The 21240-nt window shown below is 42.4% G+C and carries 21 protein-coding genes, 2 tRNA genes and 1 pseudogene; 12 read left to right on the top strand and 12 right to left on the bottom strand.

Annotated features, from left to right (window positions below; all coding sequences use genetic code 11):
- Positions 1-563: 563 nt before the first annotated feature.
- Positions 564-731, top strand: a pseudogene (locus tag AC04NP_RS25650) (ribonucleotide reductase N-terminal alpha domain-containing protein); the annotation flags it as partial.
- A 123-nt stretch (positions 732-854) separates the two neighbouring features.
- Here AC04NP_RS25650 and AC04NP_RS25645 read toward each other — a convergent pair.
- Entirely contained in the window at positions 855-1127 is a 273-nt protein-coding gene (locus tag AC04NP_RS25645) for a hypothetical protein (RefSeq protein WP_482862955.1), read from the bottom strand.
- Positions 1128-1384: 257 nt separating this feature from the next.
- Here AC04NP_RS25645 and AC04NP_RS25640 point away from each other — a divergent pair, with 257 nt between their 5' ends.
- Both AC04NP_RS25640 and AC04NP_RS25635 read left to right on the top strand, forming a co-directional pair.
- Positions 1385-2872 carry a Do family serine endopeptidase gene (locus AC04NP_RS25640; RefSeq protein WP_482862905.1) on the top strand — a complete coding sequence of 496 codons (1488 nt, stop codon included), beginning with the start codon at positions 1385-1387 and terminating at the stop codon, positions 2870-2872.
- A 14-nt stretch (positions 2873-2886) separates the two neighbouring features.
- A complete protein-coding gene (locus AC04NP_RS25635; protein WP_482862904.1) occupies positions 2887-3507 on the top strand; it encodes a phosphoribosyltransferase in 621 nt (206 codons plus the stop codon).
- A gap of 87 nt (positions 3508-3594) precedes the next feature.
- Here AC04NP_RS25635 and AC04NP_RS25630 read toward each other — a convergent pair whose 3' ends face one another.
- The 3 genes from AC04NP_RS25630 to AC04NP_RS25620 form a co-directional block, all read right to left on the bottom strand.
- Entirely contained in the window at positions 3595-4440 is an 846-nt protein-coding gene (locus AC04NP_RS25630) for a universal stress protein (RefSeq protein WP_482862902.1), read from the bottom strand.
- 54 nt (positions 4441-4494) lie between these two features.
- Positions 4495-6261 carry an acetate--CoA ligase gene (gene acsA / locus AC04NP_RS25625; protein ID WP_482862900.1) on the bottom strand — a complete coding sequence of 589 codons (1767 nt, stop codon included), beginning with the start codon at positions 6259-6261 and terminating at the stop codon, positions 4495-4497.
- A 356-nt stretch (positions 6262-6617) separates the two neighbouring features.
- Positions 6618-6842: a hypothetical protein gene (locus AC04NP_RS25620; RefSeq protein WP_482862898.1), complete on the bottom strand. Its 225-nt coding sequence runs from the start codon at positions 6840-6842 to the stop codon at positions 6618-6620.
- Positions 6843-6868: 26 nt separating this feature from the next.
- Between AC04NP_RS25620 and AC04NP_RS25615 the strand changes: the two genes are divergently transcribed.
- From AC04NP_RS25615 to AC04NP_RS25605, 3 genes are all read left to right on the top strand, one after another.
- Positions 6869-7105: a hypothetical protein gene (locus AC04NP_RS25615; RefSeq protein ID WP_482862896.1), complete on the top strand. Its 237-nt coding sequence runs from the start codon at positions 6869-6871 to the stop codon at positions 7103-7105.
- Between the two features lie 73 nt (positions 7106-7178).
- Positions 7179-8072, top strand: a complete 894-nt coding sequence (locus tag AC04NP_RS25610) for a hypothetical protein (RefSeq protein ID WP_482862894.1) — start codon at positions 7179-7181, stop codon at positions 8070-8072.
- Positions 8065-9060 (top strand): glycosyltransferase family 2 protein, encoded by a 996-nt coding sequence (locus tag AC04NP_RS25605; protein WP_482862893.1) that lies wholly within the window; start codon positions 8065-8067, stop codon positions 9058-9060. The genes AC04NP_RS25610 and AC04NP_RS25605 overlap by 8 nt, the downstream gene beginning before the upstream one ends.
- Positions 9061-9077: 17 nt before the next feature.
- Here the strand turns inward: AC04NP_RS25605 and AC04NP_RS25600 are convergent, their stop codons facing one another.
- The 8 genes from AC04NP_RS25600 to AC04NP_RS25565 all read right to left on the bottom strand — a co-directional run bounded on the left by AC04NP_RS25600 (position 9078) and on the right by AC04NP_RS25565 (position 16981).
- Positions 9078-9890 carry a queuosine precursor transporter gene (locus AC04NP_RS25600; protein ID WP_482862891.1) on the bottom strand — a complete coding sequence of 271 codons (813 nt, stop codon included), beginning with the start codon at positions 9888-9890 and terminating at the stop codon, positions 9078-9080.
- Positions 9891-9907: 17 nt separating this feature from the next.
- Positions 9908-10825 (bottom strand): ribonuclease Z, encoded by a 918-nt coding sequence (locus tag AC04NP_RS25595; RefSeq protein WP_482862889.1) that lies wholly within the window; start codon positions 10823-10825, stop codon positions 9908-9910.
- Positions 10826-10854: 29 nt separating this feature from the next.
- Positions 10855-11247: an STAS domain-containing protein gene (locus tag AC04NP_RS25590; RefSeq protein ID WP_482862887.1), complete on the bottom strand. Its 393-nt coding sequence runs from the start codon at positions 11245-11247 to the stop codon at positions 10855-10857.
- Positions 11248-11405: 158 nt separating this feature from the next.
- Positions 11406-12347, bottom strand: coding sequence for a phosphoribosylaminoimidazolesuccinocarboxamide synthase (locus AC04NP_RS25585; RefSeq protein WP_482862885.1), 942 nt, complete (start codon positions 12345-12347; stop codon positions 11406-11408).
- 51 nt (positions 12348-12398) lie between these two features.
- Positions 12399-13772, bottom strand: coding sequence for a toxin-antitoxin system YwqK family antitoxin (locus AC04NP_RS25580; protein ID WP_482862883.1), 1374 nt, complete (start codon positions 13770-13772; stop codon positions 12399-12401).
- An 82-nt stretch (positions 13773-13854) separates the two neighbouring features.
- Complete coding sequence (locus tag AC04NP_RS25575; protein ID WP_482862882.1) at positions 13855-15033, bottom strand: acetyl-CoA C-acyltransferase; 1179 nt, start codon at positions 15031-15033, stop codon at positions 13855-13857.
- A 68-nt stretch (positions 15034-15101) separates the two neighbouring features.
- Positions 15102-16010, bottom strand: a complete 909-nt coding sequence (locus tag AC04NP_RS25570) for a hypothetical protein (RefSeq protein WP_482862880.1) — start codon at positions 16008-16010, stop codon at positions 15102-15104.
- Complete coding sequence (locus AC04NP_RS25565; RefSeq protein ID WP_482862878.1) at positions 16007-16981, bottom strand: vWA domain-containing protein; 975 nt, start codon at positions 16979-16981, stop codon at positions 16007-16009. The genes AC04NP_RS25570 and AC04NP_RS25565 overlap by 4 nt, the downstream gene beginning before the upstream one ends.
- 208 nt (positions 16982-17189) lie before the next feature.
- On the opposite strand from AC04NP_RS25565, the gene AC04NP_RS25560 reads away from it, so the two are divergent.
- The 6 genes from AC04NP_RS25560 to AC04NP_RS25535 all read left to right on the top strand — a co-directional run bounded on the left by AC04NP_RS25560 (position 17190) and on the right by AC04NP_RS25535 (position 20172).
- Positions 17190-17278 (top strand) — tRNA-Ser (locus AC04NP_RS25560).
- Between the two features lie 45 nt (positions 17279-17323).
- Positions 17324-17698, top strand: coding sequence for a four helix bundle protein (locus AC04NP_RS25555; protein WP_482862877.1), 375 nt, complete (start codon positions 17324-17326; stop codon positions 17696-17698).
- Between the two features lie 40 nt (positions 17699-17738).
- Positions 17739-17813: transfer RNA gene (locus tag AC04NP_RS25550), tRNA-Pro, on the top strand.
- 117 nt (positions 17814-17930) lie between these two features.
- On the top strand, positions 17931-18125 hold the full coding sequence (locus tag AC04NP_RS25545; protein ID WP_482862876.1) for a tyrosine-type recombinase/integrase: 195 nt from the start codon (positions 17931-17933) through the stop codon (positions 18123-18125).
- Positions 18126-18287: 162 nt separating this feature from the next.
- The gene (locus tag AC04NP_RS25540) at positions 18288-19559 is read left to right on the top strand and encodes an AAA family ATPase (protein ID WP_482862875.1); all 1272 of its coding nucleotides are present in this window, start codon (positions 18288-18290) and stop codon (positions 19557-19559) included.
- A 1-nt stretch (position 19560) separates the two neighbouring features.
- The gene (locus AC04NP_RS25535) at positions 19561-20172 is read left to right on the top strand and encodes an RloB family protein (protein ID WP_482862874.1); all 612 of its coding nucleotides are present in this window, start codon (positions 19561-19563) and stop codon (positions 20170-20172) included.
- The last annotated feature ends 1068 nt before the right edge of the window (positions 20173-21240 follow it).

Raw genomic sequence — 21240 nt, 5'->3', positions numbered from 1 at the left:
CAAAGGGGGTTAAAACAGCAAGCGGGCATCCACTATTTTCATAATGAATCCCCGCTTCACTTCATTAAACTCCGTAAAGCTTAATAAGGGCTAAGTTACAGTTATTGTGACTTCAGTTTCCATTATTGTTTCCGAAGAAAAATAACTTCCACCTCTGACCTCTCTATTTCGCACCATTCCCTTTTCCAATACCTAAGTACTCAAAAATTTCCTGGTTTGATGTTAGATCGGCCTGGCTTTTCATACCTGACTTTTATCTCTCACTCAGTAGATTAAAGATCATACTTAAATTGCTGGAAACCAATTTTTTAACTAAAAAGTTATGCACAACTTATGCACAAAGTTATCCACATTTTTGCATTTGTCGATGATCCGGGTTGTCTGCCCTTTTACTGGTCGTAAAATTAGTTCAACCTGACAATTACCAGTTAAAAATATAGCAGAGATCTTTTTTTAATGTTAAAAAGGTTACGTAACTTTAATAAGTACTTTTTGGTGTATCGACCAAACCAGTACAGGGACAATGGACAGCTCTACTTATCCACGGGTATTAGAAGCTTGCCATGCAAAAGGCGAGGTGTAACTCGCCTTTTGCAACGTTTAACATCATGCCGGATTCGGATATCAACGCGAGGAAAGTGCTTCAAAGCCGCTACCTGCTCCCTGATCGACAACACCAACTCATTGAAACCCCCGAAGCATTGTTTAGTTGCGTTGCCCTTGCAATAGCAGGGGCGGAGAGCAATATTGAAAAACATGGCGGCTATTCAACAAAGTGGCGGTGGCAAGGGGTTTATTACCCCATCATTCGACTCCTACCACACTGCTCCCACAATCGCATCCCCTACAAACAACTATCCCCCCCACACATACACATGAATATAAACAAACATATAATACAATATCGCCAACAACACCGGCAAATAAACCAAAAAAAAGAACCCACGCCTTTGATGCAATTTATACTCCAGGCCCAGCCCCACCACTCCAAGCACTATTAAATAGAAAGGAACAAAAGAAATCCAGATAAAAATATTGTCCGGAAAAGCCGACCAACTTACACTAAAAATTGAAAGGGTGATGAGAGTACCTATAATCAGGGAGCCTGAAAAAATGTTTTTGTTCATATAGTTTTTTTGTAAAATAAAGCAAAAATCCACTGGCCTGAAAATGACCTGGGTCAATCTTTTCAGAACCAACCCCGGGACGCATAGGGTATCGATGAGAAAGATCATATGCACCGTTGATTGCGGTCATAAAGTTCGTGGGCCTTAGCATTTATTTTAGTATATGCGTTGTCTGTCAAAGAAGTGTTTAGGTAAACTGAATTACGTAAATGTTTTAACGCAAACCTTTCGTTTTATCGGATTTAAAACTTGATCTAATGCAAAAAAGATTTTTTCTGTTAATTTCAGCCATAACCCTGATAATTGTAGTAGCGAGCGTTATGATGTTTGGTAAGGATAGCTATAAGGATTTAACCGGCTTACCGGAGTCGCAGGAATATTTTTTCAGGTCACAGGCAGGCGGGTTGGGGAAACGTGACAAGGATTTTGTGTACGCGGCGAGTGTAGCATCTCCTTGTGTGGTACATGTCAAGTCAAAAGTAGCCATCAGAGGACGTGGTTTTAATTATCCGGACCCGGGCCCGTTTAAGGATTTTTTTGATGATGAATTCTGGAAGCGCTTTTTTCAGATTCCGGAAGATGGTGAGCGGGAAAACTTTGCCCGGGCGGCAGGTTCAGGGGTAATTATCGATAAAGACGGGTATATAGTGACCAACAACCATGTAATTGACCAGGCGCAGGAGATTGAAGTGGTTTTACATAACCAGCGGTCTTATGAAGCCAGGGTTGTCGGGAGGGATCCGTCAACCGATTTGGCATTATTGCAAATCGAGGAAGATAACCTTCCGGCCCTGCCGTTTGCAAATTCGGATGAGGCACAGGTAGGAGAGTGGGTTTTGGCGGTAGGCAACCCCTTTTATAATTTATCATCGACCGTAACGGCGGGGATCATCAGTGCCAAGGCCAGAAACATCAATATCTTGCAGGATAATGCCGCTATCGAGTCTTTCATTCAAACCGACGCGGCGGTCAACCGTGGCAACAGTGGTGGTGCCCTGGTGAATACCGATGGCGCGTTAATTGGGATCAATACGGCGATTGCATCACCCACGGGGGTGTATGCAGGCTACGCTTTTGCAATCCCTTCCAATATCGTGGAAAAAGTGGTGCATGATATCAAAAAGTATGGTGTTGTGCAGAGAGCGTACCTGGGGGTATTTGTCAGAAATCTTGACGGCCAACTGATCGAGGATCTCAAATTAGATACGGCTGAAGGGGTACTTGTAGATAGTCTGACTTTAAATGGTGCAGCCAGCAGGGCCGGGATCAGGTCGGGGGACATCATTTTGGCGATCGACGATCAAAAAATTAAGAATGCTGCCGACCTGCAGGCAAAAATCGGCACGCACAAACCTGGCGATGAAGTGAAAGTAAGGATATTCAGGGATGGTAGCAGTCAATCAATAACAGCCAGGCTCCGGAATGTGTCGGGTGGCGTAGAGGAGGTTAAAAAAGTGCGGAATGAAGTGGTCGAAATGCTTGGGGCTGAGTTCGGGGCCCTCACGGTGGAAGAGAAAAACAAGCTTAAAATCAAGAGCGGCCTCGAGGTTACCAGGCTGCATTCCGGTAAGCTCAAGGCACAAACGGAGATGAGAGAAGGTTTTATAATTACCAAAATTGACGATAAAAGAATTAATTCCGTAGAGGATCTGACAGCGATACTGAAAAGCAGGGAAGGAGGGGTCCTTATAGAAGGAATATACCCTGACAGCCCGGAAGTACATTATTATGCTCTGGGCCTTTAAATGCCAGCAGACTTATGGTTTTTCAAAACCGACACGATGCGGCGGCCCGGTTGGGTGAAGCTTTGCGAAAATATGAAGGGAAAAACGGCGTGATCGTCGGACTTCCCCGAGGCGGTATTCCATTGGCCTATTTTCTGGCAAAATTGCTCCACTTTCAGATGGTCGTTATACCCAGTAAGAAGATAGGCCATCCATTTAACAAAGAATATGCGATTGGAGCGGTCACCCTGGAAGGCAGGGTTATAAAACAGGTGGCTGATGTGGCTGACAGTTATATAGAGTCGGAAACCGAGCGGTTACGTAAAATTCTGTTGGCAAAAGAACAGTTTTACGGCGGGGCTGAACTGGTGGGAGGACTCAAAGATAAGACTGTTATCATTGTGGACGATGGAATAGCCACCGGCTGTACTATGGAAGCGGTCGTGGAATTGGTAAATAGCAAACACCCGGCAAAAGTGATTGTAGCCGTACCTGTTGCTCCACCGGCCGCAGTTGTGAAACTGACTTCTAAAGTGGATGAGATCATCTGCCTGCACCAGCCTGCCGAATTTTATGCGGTAGGGCTTTTTTATCGTGATTTTTCCCCGGTTTCGGATCAGGAAGTCCGGCGGCTTGTTGAGATGGCGCCGGGATAGATTTCCCGGCTGAATGCTATTTAGATCGACTTTGAGGAGGTCTGGGTCCGGATGGCGTTATCAGTAACGGCTAATTATCAATAACGGCTAAGCGTTGCCTCCGGCTTTAAGGTTACAGGTCCATACCGGCAGGCGGGCATGGTGTGACAATCCCTCGGCAATGCTACCGCTAAACAGACGGGCCAGCCCTTTACGTCCATGAGTGCCAACGGCTATCATATCAGCCTTATGCTCCCGGGCAAATTTCACAATACCCTCTTCCTCACTGGGAGCAGGGGTAAAATAGGGCTGGCAGTTATCTATCTCATTTTGTTTGATGAATTCGCGGATTGCTTCCCAGTCGCTGCCGACAGGGTGCAGGTTACTGGTAGTAAACACCTTTAAAACAAGTATTTCGGCCTGTAACCACTGCTGGAATGCTTTTAGCTTTTCTATCACGGGTTTTTCCTTTTCCGATAGATTGGAGCCATAGACAATGGTTTTCAAATCATCCAGTGCTGTCGGGGATTTAATGGTTATGACCGGACAATTGGCCATCCTTATTACTTTTTCCGGAATCTTTCCAATGGTTTCCGGTTCCCCTTTACCTTTGTAACTCATGATGATGAGATCTGCGGGGGCATTGACAAGGTTGTCTGCCAAATCTGTATTGGGTTTTCCAATATGAACATCCTTGATAATATCCACACTTTGGCAGGATTTTGCCATATGATCCATACTTTCGTTGGCCGATTTTATCAGGTCTACGATAAATGGATTACCGGTAGGTTTCTCGAGGTTGATGTCGCCCGATGCATTGAGTAACACCCCTTGCGGATGTTCGAGAACATGCAGCAGTCTGATACCGGCCTGCTGCCTGCTGGCTATTTGACAGGCCAGTCCCAGTGCATGGCTGGCCCTGTCTGAAAAATCCGTAGGTACTAAAATTGTCATGATGAATGAGCTTTTCTTTTAAAGTTAAACAATGAACAGGGCAGAAGACCCCGGTTAAAATTCCAACGTTGAAATATCTCCTTCAGGCAGCCCCAGTTCCCTGGCTTTCAGAAGGCGCCGCATGATTTTGCCGCTTTTGGTCTTGGGTAAATCGTCCAGAAAAGCTATTTCTTTAGGCGCGATGACTGTTCCGAGTTTTTTTCGGCCAAATCCCAGGATTTCCAATCTCAAAGCCTCCGAAGGTTCTTCATCCTGCTTTAATGCAACAAATGCCTTCACCAATTGCCCTGTCATGGGATCAGGCTTACCTATTACTGCTACTTCAGCTACTATCGGATGTTCCATCAAGGCGCTTTCCACTTCAAAAGGCCCCACAAGGTGACCCGATGTTTTGATGATCTCATCACCCCGTCCTAAAAACCAAAAGTATCCTTCCTCATCCTGCATGGCCAGATCTCCTGTCATATACCAGTTGTCGGAAAAGCATTTCCTGTAACGGGCCTCATCATGAATATAACCCCTGAACATGGAAGGCCACGCAGCTTTAATGGCCAGCTCACCATAAGTTCCGGGTGTGTTGATTTTCATGGGTTTATGATGGTCATCTTTTTGGAAAATAGCCGCTTCAATGCCGGGGACAGGCAATCCCATGGAACCGGGCTTGATTTTGGTTGATGGAAAGTTGGCAATCATAATGCCACCGGTTTCGGTCTGCCACCAGTTATCGTGAATGGGCAACCCGAAATGACTTTGGCCCCACCTGATGGCTTCCGGATTCAACGGCTCTCCCACACTGTGTACCAGGCGGAGATGACTCAAATCGAAAGTTTCCTTTGGCGTGGACTTGACTCGCATCAGGGAGCGAATCGCAGTAGGTGCGGTATACCATACATTGACTTTGTTAGATTCAAGGATATGATACCATCTTTGCGCATCAAAACCGGCTTCGTCTATGATGGAGGTGATTCCGTGCGAGAGGGGAGCAATGATGCCATAGGAGGTGCCGGTTACCCATCCCGGGTTTGCCGTACACCAGTAGATATCACCGGGATGAAAATCTAATACGTATTTCCCGGTCATGTAAAGATTTAAAATAGCACTGTGTACATGTAAAGCACCTTTGGGCTTTCCTGTGGTGCCTGAGGTAAAATGCAGGATGGCATGATCTTCGGGATGTGTCGGCGGGATGTCGTATTCGTCCGAAGCCTCTTTCATCAACTTTTGCAATGACCACAGGCCTTTTCCCAGATGATCGGTGGCATCGGTGAGCAGTATATGTTTTAATTGTGGTAATTGGTTTTTGATCCTTGAGATTTTTCTTTGATAGAGGTTGGAAGTGGTCAGCAATACTTTGGCATTTCCTTTTGACATGCGTTGCAATATCGGCTCAGGGCTGAAGGTTGAAAACAGTGGGCAAAAGATGTTTTTGTGCTTCCAGCTTCCCAAGGCGGCGATATACAACTCAGGAATTCTTCCTGTTAGCGTAAATACACGCTCAACGGGTTTAACCTCCAATGTTTCCAGTATATTGGCAAATTGATTAGTTTTCGTTTTTAGTTGTTTGTAAGTATAATCCCTGGTTTTACCTGTTCTACTCAGCCATTTTATTGCTATCCGGTGCTCGTTTTTACCAAAAGCATGCCGGTCCACCGCTTCATGGGCTATGTTTAACCCCCGACCCTCCGGTAATCCACTGAGTTCGGATTGCATTTGATCCCATGAAAATTCGCGTTTTGTTCTCCGGTAATCGGACAGGTTTGGTTTCACTAATTGAGAGGATGAAGTTTTTGTAATTATTTCCACTTTATTTACAGCGTCCAAGTTGTGTAATTTAAATGTAAGGGCATAACCTTACGATTTAAATGACATTCATCAGCATTAGTTTTGATTTTTATCAAATATTGTGAAGCGCCTGGCCATAGAACACACATGGTGATGATTGTCAACAGATTATTTTGACTACAATCATGATGACCATTGACAAACATCATAAAAGTTTTGAGCTATGAACACTACATTTATTGTTATAAAAACAAGAATTGCAGGTTGACAAATTCTAGTTTCACATAGACTGTTTAAGTTTGATTAACAAAATCATCCTGATCGCAAACGGTGATCGGGATGATTTGTTATCTGTAAAAAACCAAATCCCAAATCAATGCCGCAACCTCACCCATTTACAGATATTTCAGGGAGATCATCGATGATTTTCCGAGAAAGCAACAGGCGCCTGCCAGGGAACCCGGAAGGGAACGTACTGTCGGAACAAGACAGGGCCGCACCTCTGCCATCCAGGCACCACGGAGCACCTCACGGTACAGTCCAAAAGTCCCACCCGGTACCAACGTAAGCCTGCAAGATCCGGAACCGCAAGAAGCCGGACAAGGCGGAACTAATAACATTTGACCACCAGCAACCATTTTTACTTATGAAACATAAGACCGACAACAACCCAGGGCCCCGGAAAAAGAGAAAATCCTTGGCAGAGATCATATTCATGGATATGCGGCTCTTATATATATCCTTTTATGGAGATAACTGTCTGGATACTGATTTTAAGTCCCGGCAAACCGCTGCCAATGAACCGGGTAAATACCGGCTGATCGGGCAAAGTGCCATGAATGAATTCATCGGTCAGTTGATTCATGATTACCGGATGAATTAGTTGACAGGAGATTTTCAAATAGTAAGATATCTTAGTAACTTTTAGCCAGGCAAAAGTATGTCAACGATATTTCATGGACCAATTGTTACTTTCGGTTTTTTATCCGCATAACCAGCGCTGCCTGCTGGTCAAATCCGGAATTTTGCCGCTCCTCGATCCATGTGAACTCAGGAACTTCTCTTATTTTTTCAGCCTGTACAAAGGGCAAAATGTGACCATGTACTTCCACCTTGATGAGGCAGATAAAGCTGTCAGACTGATAAAAGACCATTTTTATACTTTTTTTGAAACATATAAAGCAAAGCAACCGGAGGTCAGGTTTCCATTGAACCGGTTGTTTATGAATTTTCCGTACAATACCCTCCATTTTTGGGATAAAAACCCTTTTCAGTCAGGGGGGATGTATAGCGTTCATAAAAATCTTGATTACCATACCTCACTTTCTGTTTTTTGCCTGAAAAAACTGGCCGGTGAACAAAACTGGCATGATTCCCTGACATTTCGTATTTTCCTTGAAATACTGACGATATTGCAAAGCTACATTTACCGGAAATATGGAATACATATAACGCCGGTTTTTGACCAGCTAACAGAAGGCCTGAAAAACCGGGCCGGTGACAAGGCAAATCTGGTAGACAGTTTTTTTGAACAGGGGAAAGCTATATACCGGGAACAGCCATCTGAGATTGACCGCTATATGAATGAGGTGAACAAACAAAACCGGATGCCGAACAGGATGATCGATGGTTTCGTGAGTGATTGGTTGAATATCATCGAAAAAAAGAAAAGACCCACTTCCGGTGAGCAGACCACTAAAGAAATACAGGACTTTGTCAGGGAGATTATATTGGATGTTGTCCATAAAATTGATCTTTCGCACAAGGGATTAATCCAGGCCATTGCCGTTGTATCTGAAGCGGGCACCCAAGTAAATATTACAGCCGAAAACGGAGATACCATTGCTTAAAATATCATTTTGCACTGTAAGCATGAATCGTCTTCATCATATCAGGGAGACATTACCGGCCAACATGGCCGCTAATACCGGCTACGAAAACCTTGAATTTGTTTTGTTCGATTACAATTCCGGCGATGGCTTAGCGGATTGGGTTCACGAAAACTTTTCAAGGGAGCTTAAAAAAGGAAAATTGATCTTTGGAAGCACTGATACACCCGATCACTTTGACCGGAGCCGTTCGAGGAATATGGCCTTTCGGCTGGCAACCGGTGATATAGTTTGTAATGTAGACGCGGATAATTTTACAGGACCGGATTTTGCAGCTTTTGTCAACCGACATTTTCAGACCGAACCGGATAGCTACTTATCTGTTAATTATAAAGACAACCTCATGAACTTTTCAGATACTTATGGAAGAATAGCCTGCTTCAGGGAAGACTTTGAAACTGTTGGCGGATTTGATGAAAGTATGGAAGGATATGGGTATGAAGATATTGATTTATGCCAGCGCCTGAGCCTTCTGGGAAGAAAGCAATATTTTATTGTCGATAAAAAGTTTCATAAAACCATAAGGCACGGATACAATGACAGGTTTAGCCATGCTGCCGGGCGGCTAAAGATACGGGCTGTGTTTGTCAATTACCGGTCCCCGTTCAGATCCGGGATTTTATTTCTTTTTGATGATAACAGGTGTGCCTATGGCACTCTGCAAGATGAAGATGAGGGTATGGGCAACCCCACCATTGAAGAAAAACGTTGGCTAACAGGTAGATACAAGCGCGACGGTGACAATAATCTGATTATTCATTTGCAGGATTATTCAATGGAACTTGCCTGCCGGAAGGAGAATTTTAAGGATTCCGAAGGCCGGGTTTACTACAAAATCATCGATAAAAACTATTTAATAAAGCTGGAGACACTTTACCCAATTATTGGGAATCATCAGATCCTGGTCAATAATATGAAAGAGCAAAGGGTCAGAGTGAATGAGTTATGACAGACCCTGCCGACGCATTAAAAAAATCCTGTACTCTTTTCAGCGGCTTCGTCGGCCATGGTGTGTGCTTCTTTTTTTCCCAGATACCTGTCGATTAGATAATGGGCCAGATAGATCAACGGGGTGAGCAGTATGGCTACTACGAATTTGTAGATATAATTGATCACCCCTACAGATAAGACCTGGGCTACCGACCACCGGGTATCCTGAGGCGCTAAAACGTAAAAAGCCAGGAAAAGTACCACATAACTGTCCATTAACTGGGAGACCAGTGTGGAACCCGTTGCCCTCAACCATATCATGCCGCTGCCGGTCATTTTCCTCAATCGTTGAAAAACAAACACATCGAGTAACTGACCGATGAGAAAGGCTACCAATGAAGCAAAAATGATTCTCGTACCCTGCCTGAACACCGTGGAGAAGGCAAAGTTAATATCGAACCGGTTTCCCGCCCCGTCGGTCTCATAGATATCAAGCCAAAACCGGGCGGGGGGCAGCACTGTAGCCAGGTATATCACCACAAATCCATAGGCAATGAAGCCGACAGTAAGCAGGCTGATTTTTTTTACTCCTTCTTTTCCAAAGTATTCGTTAATCACATCGGTTGTAAGAAATACGACCGGCCAAAGGATTACCCCTGCAGTCAGGTTAAAATCCAGCACAAAACCACCTAACAGGCGTATGTTGGCTGGCTGGTAGCCGAAGGTTGATTCCAAAGAGAATATTTTTGACCCAATCAGTTCGGCAATGATGGCATTGGTCAGGAATATTCCACTTAAGATGATGAACAAATTGGTTTTTTTCTTGTTGGGGAGATCGTTAGTGGTCAATTTTTCTTAATTTCAAGTTAGTCCTCAATATAAATGGTTTCACCTTCAATTGCCAAAATTGTGTTGTCAAAAACCTCTCTGGCTTCTGTTCTGAAGGGGGTAATATCCTTGTACCGGGATGAATAGTGGCCGATGAGTAGTTGTCCGACATCCGCTTTTTTTGCAATTAAAGCTGCCTGGCGTGCGGTGGCGTGAAAGGTCTCTTTCGCCCTTTGTTCCCTGTCACTTAGGAATGTTGCCTCATGATACAGCAAATCTACTCCTCTGATCTGGTGGACAATGCCTTCATGATACAGGGTATCCGAACAGTAGGCATAGGACCGTGATTTTCTGGGAGGAAGGGTGTAATCTTCATTTTTGAAAATAATACCACCATTTTCATCGACAATATCTTTGCCATTTTTCAGGGATACCATGTCAATCAGAGAAAATTCTTTTTGAATTTTTTCTTTTATAATCCTGCGCGGCTTGATTTTTTCCCGGAAAAGGAACCCTGCACATGGAATGCGATGCTTCAAAGGAATGGTCTGTATGGTCAATTTGTCATTTTCAAATACACAGCAGGCCTTATCAGGATTTATTTCCTTAAAATTCAGCGGGTAGCTTAGCACAGTCCCTGAAACCTTCAGTTGCATGGTAATGATCTCTGCTAATCCCGGAGGGCCGTAAAGGTTTAGCTCCGTTGCCCGGCGTTGCAGGTGCATCGTCGAGATTAACCCAATCAGCCCGAAAAAATGGTCTCCATGCAGGTGGCTGATAAGAATGTGTTTGATCCTGCTGATCTTTATTTTGTAGTGATTTAATTGCAATTGAGTGCCTTCACCACAATCTATTAAAAACCATTCATTTTGTACTGTCAGTAACTGCGATGTCTGATTTCTGTTGTAAGCAGGTTTGGCCGAATTTGCGCCCAGTATTTTTAGTTCAAATCCCAAATGTTATCCCTCATCTTATAATCCCCTAACTATGCGTGCTGATCCTCGTCCTCTTCCTTGTTAAGGTCTTTTTCAATTTCATGCATAAAGATGGCATCCACCGATTCCTCCACAGTAGGCAGTATGTTCAACACTTTATCAAGTTGTGAAATGGTGATTAATTTCATGACGTGATCGTTCAGATTAGCCAGAATGAACACACCACCATTTTCACTAAATATTCGGTTACCCACCAAAATGGCACTTAGTCCTGATGAGTCAGTATATTTCACCTGTGAAAGGTCGAGGATCAGGTTTTTTATTCCTTCGGCATTAATGGTTAAAAGTTCGGATTTTACGCTAGGTGCAACAGTCGTATCCAGTTTGCTTTCGTTCAATACGAAAAGGCAATATTTTTCTTCTTTTTCAATTGAGTATTTCATCGTTATATTTTTTATAATGGTCACACCAGCCTTTTGAAGGGTCAGGTTTATGCCTGCAATTTCAAGCGCACGCGCAAGAAAGTTATTTGCAGATATATAATTTATAAACTTTTCGCACAATCAAAAATAGTATCTTCATATTTTTTCTGACTTACATGCTATTCTAAGGCTAGATTAATATTTTTTTCTATTCTTTTCAGAATGGCTTCATTATTCTGTTTTTGAAACTTCTCGCCGGTCACACTTTCGTATAACTCTATATATCTGCCGGAGATTGTCTCAACCAAATTGTCGTTCATTTCGGGGATTTGCTGACCGCGTTTTCCCTGAAAACCGTTGCTTATCAGCCACTGTCTTACAAATTCCTTGGAGAGCTGCTTTTGGGCTTCACCTTTTCGCTGCCTTTCCTCGTAACCCTCCCGGTAAAAATACCTGGAAGAATCAGGTGTGTGGATTTCGTCAATCAGGTAGATTTGCCCTTGAAATTTACCAAATTCATACTTTGTATCAACCAATATCAGGTGATTCTGTCTGGCGATTTCCGAACCCCGCTCAAACAATGCGTACGTATATTTTTCAAGCTGCTCATAATCATCTTTTGACACAATGCCCTGCGCCAGGATATCCTGTTTGGATATATCCTCATCATGCCCCTCCTTTGCCTTGGTGGTAGGCGTGATGATCGGCTTTGGGAGTTTGTCGTTTTCTTTTAACCCCTCAGGCAATTCGACACCACATATTTTTCTTTTTCCTGACCGGTATATCCGCCAGGCGTGACCGGCCAAATAGCCTCTGATTACCATTTCAACAAGAAAAGGCTCACATTTGATTCCTATGGTGACGTTAGGATCAGGCGTTGATTTTACCCAGTTAGGAACGATATCGCAGGTCTCCATCAGAAACTTGGTAGCTACCTGATTGAGTACCTGTCCCTTGTAGGGAATTGGTTTGGGCAATACCACATCGAATGCCGATATTCTGTCTGTAGCAATCATGGCAACGGTATCTTCAAAGAAATAAACATCACGAACCTTTCCCCGGTAAAAATCTGTCTGCCCTTTAAAATGATAATTTGTTTCTTTAATTGCCTCATTCACCATGCCGCAAATTTAAAGATTGCTTTCTATAAAAAAAACACTGGATGATTTCTGTTATTTTTCTTTATAGATTTCTTCACCTGTTTTTTTGCCCCGGCTATAGTCGATAACTTTGAGTTTATTACCATCCGGGTCAAAAAACTCCCAGGGCCCATGTTTTTTGTTGTCGATATAGTTGCCTTTAACCGCCGTTTGTCCATTGTCATGGTAAGACATATGCTGGCCTGATTTTTTATTTACATGATGGGGTGTCTCGCTTTTAACAGCTCCCGAAGGGAAAAAAGTCTTTGCAACCCCAATAATCAGGTTGTTTGTATAGGGCTCCTCACTTTGGAGATTGCCTTCTTCATCATAAGTGGATTTTAGCCCGTTTAACTTGTCATTCAGATAGGTTTCCCGGGTTTTCAGTTTACCGCTATTGTAATAATATTCCCATATTCCGGTAGCCATGCCTTCTTTGTACTGCTTTAAGCTTTTAATGCTATCGTTGTCATGAAATTCTTTGATGATACGGTCTTTTTCGTGGTTGTCATATTTTATTTCACTTTTGACACGGCCGTCAGGATAGTAAGTATAATTATCCCCGTAGCGATGACCGTCACTATAGTGAAAAACATGCTTTTTACTTCCATCATCATAATATGCGAAGTTGTCACCGTCCAGGACGCCGATGGATTTTTTATTGACAGTAATGGTTTTGTAGGTACCCTTAAGTGTAAGAATACCTTTGTCATTGTAATTTTCAAATGCTCCTGATTTCAGGCCGTCGGTGTGGTTGGAGATGGTCTCGAGCTGACCATTGGGAAAGTAAGTTTTGAAGTAACCATCCAGCAGTCCTTTTTTATAATTGGCTTCCGATTTTAGCTGACCGTTTTCATAGTATCTTTTACTCACACCTTCCGGTTTGCCATTTTGGTAATAAATCTCCTCTTTTAAAGCGCCGGAGGGATAGTATTGCCTGATTAACCCTTCGGGTTTTCCCCTGACAAAGTTTGTTTCACTTTTGGTCTGGCCGTGGTCATAATAGACCACCAACGTGTTATTCAGGGTGTCATTGAGGTATTGGCCTTTCTGAATGATATTGCCAGCTTCATCCCAAACTGTAATCTCTCCGTTTTTAAGGCCGTTTTCAAAGTTCAGCAAGCGCTTTTTGATGCCGTTGGCATAATATTCCTGAAATGCGCCCACCTTCTGTCCTTTGACAAAATTGCCTGTTAGCTCTACTGTGCCATCCGGATAGTATTTGACATAAGGGCCGTCCACCTGGCTGCTGTCATTACCCAGAATAAAGTAAGATTCCTTGATCTGACTGCGGGACACGTCATGATAAGTGACTACTTTGGATTGAGCATAAGCCACGTTTGTCAGGAGAAATATGACGGTCGGTATGAGGATTATTTTTCGAGGCAACATGACTATCATCTGCATAAAAAGTAACAATTACAGCCGAAGTAAAAAACTGTAGCCTTACGAAAAACGTAAGGCCTTTGAATTTATTTTAGACAGTGCTTTATACCTTTTCAATGACCATGGCAGAAGCCCCACCACCACCATTACAAATACCGGCCACACCTACCGTGGCGTCTTTATTGTCCAATACGCTGTTTAACGTGGTAAGGATACGCGCCCCCGAAGCTCCCAGCGGATGTCCCAACGACACCGCTCCGCCAAAAACATTTACCTTGTCTGCCTCCAGTTCCAGTTTTATATTATTCGCCAATGCTACAGCAGAAAAGGCCTCGTTGATCTCATAATAATTTACATCGCCAGCTTCTACTCCGGCCATTTTCATCGCTTTGGGAATGGCCAGGGAAGGGGAGGTGGTAAACCAAATCGGATCCTGGGCAGCATCGGCAAAGCCTCTGATACGTGCCAGCGGTTTTATACCGAGTGCCTCAGCCTTTTCCTTGCTCATCAATATAACGGCCGCCGCTCCGTCATTAATGGTAGAGGCGTTGGCAGCGGTAACGGTTCCTTCTTTTGAAAATGCGGGTTTTAGCTGAGCAATCTTTTCAAATTTCACATTTTTATACTCTTCATCTTCTGAGATAACCAATGGGTCACCTTTTCGTTGAGGCACTTCTACCGGAATAATTTCGTTTTTGAAATATCCAGCTTCGGTAGCAGTGGCGGCCCTTTTATATGAATTAACCGCATATTCGTCCTGTTGCTCCCTGGATATCCCCATCTCTTTCGCCGTGTTGTCAGCACAATTTCCCATGGGAAATTTGTAGTACACTTCATACAAGCCATCCTTGTGTAAGCCGTCGATTATTTCACCATTCCCATATTTGTAGCCAAATCTGGCTTTTGGAATGTAAAACGGAACGTTAGACATGCTTTCCATGCCACCCGTGACAATGACATCGCCCTGTCCCAGCATGATTGACTGCGCCCCAAACATGACTGATTTCATCCCCGACGAGCAAACCTTATTGACCGTAGTACAGGGAACATGATAACCTATGCCGGCTTCCACAGCAGCCTGACGCGCCGGCGCCTGGCCCAGGTTGGCTGAGATGACATTGCCAAAAAATACTTCATCCACCTCACCGGCATCCACACCAGCTTTCTCCAACGCCCCGCTGATCGCTTTAGCACCCAGTTGAACCGCCGTAAATCCGGACAAAACGCCCCCGAAGCTGCCAATCGGTGTTCGTACGGCAGCTATGATATATACTTCTTTCATATAGAAATCTTTTGAGTTATTGTTGATTATCGATTCTTGCTGTAAAAGTAAATCATTACAGCAAGAATCTACCAATCCGGCTTATCATTTTTTGCCCGGGTACGGGCTTTCTTTTTGTTCTGCTGGATGTATTGTACTTCCTGGTTTTTCATGGCTTCCAGGATCATTTTGGCCTTCTCAGGGCTGATTTTCATTTCCTGCAGTTTTTTGTACGTAGAGGGGGGAATTTCCTCTTTTTCCTCTTTTTTTCCTTCACTTTGTTCCTGTTCCGCCTGACCTTCTTTTTGCTCTTTGTCTTTTTTTTCATCAGCATCCTGTTGCTCCTGACTTTGCTCCTGCTGCTCCTGATCTTTTTGTTGCTGATCTTTTTGCTGTTGGTCTTTTTGTTCCTGGTCTTGTTTATCTCCTTTTCCCTGCTCCTGCTGCTCTTTTTCCTGCTGCTCCTTTTCGTCTTTTTCCTGCTCCTGTTTTTCCTGCTCTTTTTTGTCCTGCTGATCTTTGTTTTTGTCGTCTTTATTTTGTTGATCCTGCTGATTTTCCTGCTCTTTCATCAACTTTTTAAGCAACTCATAGTTGTATCTTGCCGCTTCATTGGTAGGATCGGCCTTCAGGGCCTTTTTGAAGTAATCCAGGGCCTCCTGTTGTTTTTGTGGGGTATTGTTCATGACACCCAATTGCTGATAGGCAATGGATTGAACGTTTTTGTGGGCACTGGAAGTCAGTTTTTGATAATTGCTCAAGGCACTGGCTGAGTCGGCCACTTTGTATTGTGCGGTGGCCAGGTTCAATAAAATGTTATCATCGCGTACATTTAAGCTGTCGTGCAGGTAGCTGTATTTCTCAATGGCAGTTTTATAATCTTCGTTCATAAAAGCCGCTTTAGCCTCTTTTTTTAAAGCATTTTGTTTGGCTACCCGATCCAGTTTCCCGATAGGGTCCAGCGCCAGCAATACGAAAGCGACCAGATATAATTTCATATTCTTAAAGTTTTAAACTTTGTGAGAAAATCAAGCAGGAACAACAAAAGGGCAAGGCCCAAAAAGTAAAAGTATTTATTGGCCGATACATCCACTTTTTTTGTATCCCTTAAATCCCCTTCAATATTTTCAATGGTATTAATCAATCGTGAGACGTCATTTTTGGTATCGTTGATCTCAAAGTATTTTCCGCCGGTAATGCTGGATATTTGTTTCAACGAAGACGGGTTGAGTTTGGTGATAATTTCCTGACCGTTTTTATCCCTTTTAAAACCACCTCTCGTCCTGATTTTACTGCCCCTTTCTGTGCCTACCCCCAAGGTATACAATTTAATGCCTTGTTTTTCTATATCCTTGGCTACCTCCACGGTTTCTTCCCCAAAATCTTCCCCGTCACTGATCAGGATAATTATTTCTGATTTTTGCTGCGTCGAGGGGCCAGAATCCTTTTCTTCCTCAAACTTCTTCAACGCAGTTTTCAGGGGCGCCCCGAAATCCGTGCCGGCATTCGGCACCAGTCCTGTGTTCAACGTCTCCAGAAACAGGTTAAAAGCACTTTGATCATACGTCAGCGGGCATTGTACAAACGCCTCCGACGAAAAGATGATCAGTCCCATCCGGTCAGAGTTGAAGTTGTCGACAATGGTTTTAAGCTCGAATTTTATTTTTTCCAGCCTCGTGGGCTGAATGTCAAAAGCATTCATAGAGCCTGACAGGTCGACCGCAAAGTAAATGTCTTTTCCAATCACTTTGACTTCTTTGATGGACTCCCCGAAAGATGGTCCCAGCAGCGCTACAATCAGCAGCGTAAAGAAAAGCATCCTGATCGCCACCTTATAAAATACCGCATAAAACGAAGACTTCAACCTTCTGGCAGCACTGATTACCTTAAACAGGTAAATACCATAAAACACCACAAAGGCGCCGATAAATATACCCTCTAAAAGTCCTATAGAATTAGTCCAGACCATGCCTGAAATCTAGTTTAACACGATACCTGAAAAACAAATATAGGAAAGGGCTTTGAAGGGTTGAAGGGTGTTTTGATATTTATTGTTAAATAAAGTTAAATATGCGAAAAATAACCGCTTTGAGAAGGTAAATATTTTTCAGAATAGACTTGGTTATCTTGGGGAGGTTGTGCTATATTTGCATCACTTTTCGGTAAGCGATAAGCAAGGAGAGGTGGGTGAGTGGCTTAAACCAGCAGTTTGCTAAACTGTCGTACGCGTAATAGTGTACCGGGGGTTCGAATCCCCCCCTCTCCGCGAATTGAGTGTGAGTTTGGGAGTGAGTGTGAGTGTGAGGAAATTTTGGGGTTGGGGGAAGGGTTTATATGGATGTTTGATTTTGAGAGGTTAGAGGTTTATAGGAAGGCGCATGCTTTGACTGTAAGTATTCTTAGGTTATTGTATGTGGAAAAAGATTTGGATCCTTATATGAAGGATCAGCTCAAGAGGGCGTCGCTGGGTGTTGTTTTAAATATTGCCGAGGGTGTAGGAAGAGTTAGCAAGGCAGATAAAAAACACTTTTACACAATGGCAAGAGGTTCGGTCTTTGAATGTGTATCAATGGTAAAAGTGCTATTCGACCTGAAAATTTTGAACAAAAGTCAATACGTCCAATTCTATTCAGGCTACGAAGAAATCTCAAAAATGCTCCTCTCCCTCTTCCGCAACACAAAATAACACTCACACTCACTCTCAAACCCAAACTCACACTCAATTTCGGGGCGTGGCGCAGTCCGGTTAGCGCACCTGCTTTGGGAGCAGGGGGCCGCAGGTTCGAATCCTGCCGCCCCGACGTAGCCCGCCATAGCTCATAGAGCGGAGGCGGGCTTCTTTTTTGAATACCTCCAGAAATTTGTTTTGCTTTTAATTCCCTGGGCGGGCTACGTCGGGTGATGCCCGATAGAGGTCCGTGAAGAAATTGAATATTATTAAGAAAATAAGCGCATGTACATTACGACATTCGTTTGCTACCCATTTACTGGAAGATGGTGTAAGCTTAAGAGATATCCAGGTGCTATTAGTACATAACTCCAGCAAAACCACCGAAATATACACCCATGTAGCCAATACCGATACGAATTTTATCAAAAATCCATTAGATTAAGGTTTTGATAAAATAAATATAAGCACCACATTGTGGTGTATGGCCAAATGTTATGTTCAATTTCTACAGAACGTAACAATACGAAAAATAATCATAGGGAATTAATAAACTATTTGCATTTTTTTTGCGTTATTAGCATTAGAAACCTATTAATACAAAGAAATGCTATCAAGAATTGCCATAGAGAACTTCAGATCGATTAAGAATCGAGTGGAATTCTCCTTTGAAGCAACAACATTCAAAGAGCATTACAACAACGTAGTTGAAGTTCACAAAAAAAAGCTTCTAAAAACATCAGTCATATATGGCCCAAATGCCTCAGGGAAAAGTAATATTCTTATGGCTTTTTCGGCAATTGACTTTCTTGTTCTCAGAAGTGCAAAATTTGAACCGAATGAAGAAATTGGGCCATATGAGCCCTACCTTCTGGACAGGTCAACCAAGAATCAACCAGTCAAGTTTGAGCTCGACTTTTATATTGATGATATTCTTTACTCTCTATTTTTAGAATTCAAGAAAAATACAATTACTCGAGAAGAGTTAGTGTTCCGGCCAAAAAGGCAGCCATCGGTTATTTACTCAAGAATAATTGACAAGCCTATTGCTTTTGGTGAACATTACAAAGGCGACCGTAAGTCGATTGAAAAGAAGCTTCTTCCAAATCAACTGTTCTTATCAAAGGCAGTTCTTGATAACGTTGAAGTATTAATTCCTGTCTTTAATTTTTTCAAAGAAAAACTAGCATCCTATCCGTTCTTTAAAGATTTCCATGAAAGCAGAATCCAGCAGCTATATGCAGAAAGGTTGGCAGATCCTGAAGACACTGATTTCAATGAGAAATTCAATCGAATCATCTGTGCTCTTGATACAGGTATCTCAAAGGTGAAGTCAGAGGTGATTGATTGGGAGAAGAGCCCACTCCCCGAGGATATACCCGATTCTGTAGTTGAGAAAATAAAAGATGACTACAAATACAAAATCAAGGCTGTTCACAATGTCTATGAGAACGATACTATAGTTGGAGAGACAGAGTTTGATAAGAGCGAAGAATCTAAGGGAACTCAAAGCTTATTTATGCTAACGGGAATCATTCTTGATGCTTTTGAGGATGGTACAATTCTCGTAGTGGATGAATTTGAAAAAAATCTACATCCCCACATAACAAAATCACTTATTAAACTCTTTCACAATCCTTCAATTAATGAAAAAAACGCCCAATTAATCTTTGCTACTCATGATCTTTCACAACTTGATAGCGATATTTTTAGGCGTGATCAGATTTGGTTCGCAGAAAAGAATGAAAGAGGAGAAACTGATTTATTTAGCATGGCTGATATTAGTGGAGTCCGCCCAAATGTCCCTTACGATAAATGGTATGATAGCGGAAAATTCGGTGCAACTCCAATTATTAATGAATTGGAAATGACATTTTAGAGTGGCAAGATCAAGAAAATCAAGGAAGCTCAATCTAAAAATCTTGATCTTATGTGAGGGACAAACAGAGAGGAATTACCTGTTAGAAATAAAGAATGAATTGCCTCGTGAAAAACAGCGAGGAATTCAAATAGATGTTGAACATTTCAAAAGAAATGACCCTCTCAATCTTGTCAATGAAACGATTAGAAGGAAACAAAAAGCAAAAAACGAAGGCGCACTATATGACCACATATGGGTGGTTTTCGACCATGATAACCTACCTAATAGAGATAGAGCATTTATTAAAGCAGAATCCAATAAGATTAACATAGCCTACTCAAGCTTTAATATTGAATTCTGGTTTCTAATTCACTTTCAATACTCGGCAAAACCTTTTACAAATGGAGATGATGTAAAGAATGTTATTAGAGAAAACTTCATTAATAACTATGAACCTGGAAAAACAAGGTTGCTCCCAATATTGGGAAATCAATTTGAAGAAGCTGAGAATAATGCTGAGAGGCTTAGGAGAAATAAACAAGTAGATATTGACGCTGGAATCCCAATCTGGGAACTAAACCCATTCGTAACCATTCATGAACTCGTTCGATTTATTATCGAACTGAAATAAAAAGAACATAACAAACACTAAAATGAATATGCGACCTGAGCTATTAGAAAGGACGTTACAAACTGGAAACCTCAATGCTTTTAGCAAATGGGACGCATACTCATTTTAGTTGAACGTTAGGAAAATACTATAAGAAGATGAATGAAATATTGATAACCCTATCGGGTTGCAAACATTTTAATAATAACAATAATAGGTTGTATAAATTTTAAAAAGGGTTTTATACAACCCCACTAGGCGGTAATGTTCTACAAAAAGAAAAAAACTGGGTGTGTGTTTGCAACTACACCCTTTTATTTTTTAGGGCGAATATGTAGGATCTGTGATCCGGGTTGTTTAAATGAACATGGACCTACCCTAGATAGCTCTATGCTATCCCATCGTACTGAATTTGGCTTTACTGGAAAACGAAATTAAGGCGACCTTAACACTTATCAATCGAATAACCCAAAATACCTCTCCAACCTTTTCAAGTCCTCCACGAAAAAGTTCGATCGAGAGCCAGTCATCCCGACTTCGCCTGCCGTAGCTCTTTGAGCGAAGGTAGGCTTTTTCTTTGTTGTATTTCTTCGAAATTAGTTAGACATATAATTCCCGGGCGGTCGATGCCCGTTAGAGTTTAAAATACTTTTCATTGTTTACTCAACTATTGTTTTTATCCTTTCTAAGAATTAAGGATCGGCTGAAATACAATAGTTGCAACAAGCTGGCCTCGTCTATAGAAGCTGAAAGCGACACCCCACTAAGGTTTAATCAGGGACTTCCACTCAAGCTAATTTCGAAGACATATACAGCTACTATCCGGTCGTCAACCAAGCAAAACCACTGAAATTTACACATGTCGTTAAAACTGATATGGATTTCATTAAAAATCCATTAGATTAAGGTTTTTAAAATAGATATAAGTGCCACGCTGTGGTATATAGCGAATTATTGGGTGCAATGTAAAAGAAGTACGATGGTTAAATTGCATCCATTGAAAAACTTGTAACAAGCTTGCCAGAAAAGTCAGCAAAATATGGCATAGAACAAGTTTTTTGCCGTGGCGATTTAGGTTACAATTAATCC

The organism is Agaribacillus sp. DX54 (assembly GCF_056858335.1).
This window is presented reverse-complemented; position numbering and strand designations above follow the sequence as displayed.

Bases quoted from the DNA above. Each gene is read 5' to 3' on its own strand.
- AC04NP_RS25630 (WP_482862902.1), bottom strand. From the start codon at position 4,440: ATGACAATTTTAGTACCTACGGATTTTTCAGACAGGGCCAGCCATGCA.
- AC04NP_RS25585 (WP_482862885.1), bottom strand. From the start codon at position 12,347: ATGGTGAATGAGGCAATTAAAGAAACAAATTATCATTTTAAAGGGCAG.
- AC04NP_RS25635 (WP_482862904.1), top strand. From the start codon at position 2,887: ATGGTTTTTCAAAACCGACACGATGCGGCGGCCCGGTTGGGTGAAGCT.
- AC04NP_RS25565 (WP_482862878.1), bottom strand. From the start codon at position 16,981: ATGGTCTGGACTAATTCTATAGGACTTTTAGAGGGTATATTTATCGGC.
- AC04NP_RS25610 (WP_482862894.1), top strand. From the start codon at position 7,179: ATGGACCAATTGTTACTTTCGGTTTTTTATCCGCATAACCAGCGCTGC.
- AC04NP_RS25570 (WP_482862880.1), bottom strand. From the start codon at position 16,010: ATGAAATTATATCTGGTCGCTTTCGTATTGCTGGCGCTGGACCCTATC.
- AC04NP_RS25640 (WP_482862905.1), top strand. From the start codon at position 1,385: ATGCAAAAAAGATTTTTTCTGTTAATTTCAGCCATAACCCTGATAATT.
- AC04NP_RS25645 (WP_482862955.1), bottom strand. From the start codon at position 1,127: ATGAACAAAAACATTTTTTCAGGCTCCCTGATTATAGGTACTCTCATC.
- AC04NP_RS25620 (WP_482862898.1), bottom strand. From the start codon at position 6,842: ATGTTATTAGTTCCGCCTTGTCCGGCTTCTTGCGGTTCCGGATCTTGC.
- AC04NP_RS25590 (WP_482862887.1), bottom strand. From the start codon at position 11,247: ATGAAATACTCAATTGAAAAAGAAGAAAAATATTGCCTTTTCGTATTG.
- AC04NP_RS25615 (WP_482862896.1), top strand. From the start codon at position 6,869: ATGAAACATAAGACCGACAACAACCCAGGGCCCCGGAAAAAGAGAAAA.
- AC04NP_RS25575 (WP_482862882.1), bottom strand. From the start codon at position 15,033: ATGAAAGAAGTATATATCATAGCTGCCGTACGAACACCGATTGGCAGC.
- AC04NP_RS25540 (WP_482862875.1), top strand. From the start codon at position 18,288: ATGCTATCAAGAATTGCCATAGAGAACTTCAGATCGATTAAGAATCGA.
- AC04NP_RS25580 (WP_482862883.1), bottom strand. From the start codon at position 13,772: ATGCAGATGATAGTCATGTTGCCTCGAAAAATAATCCTCATACCGACC.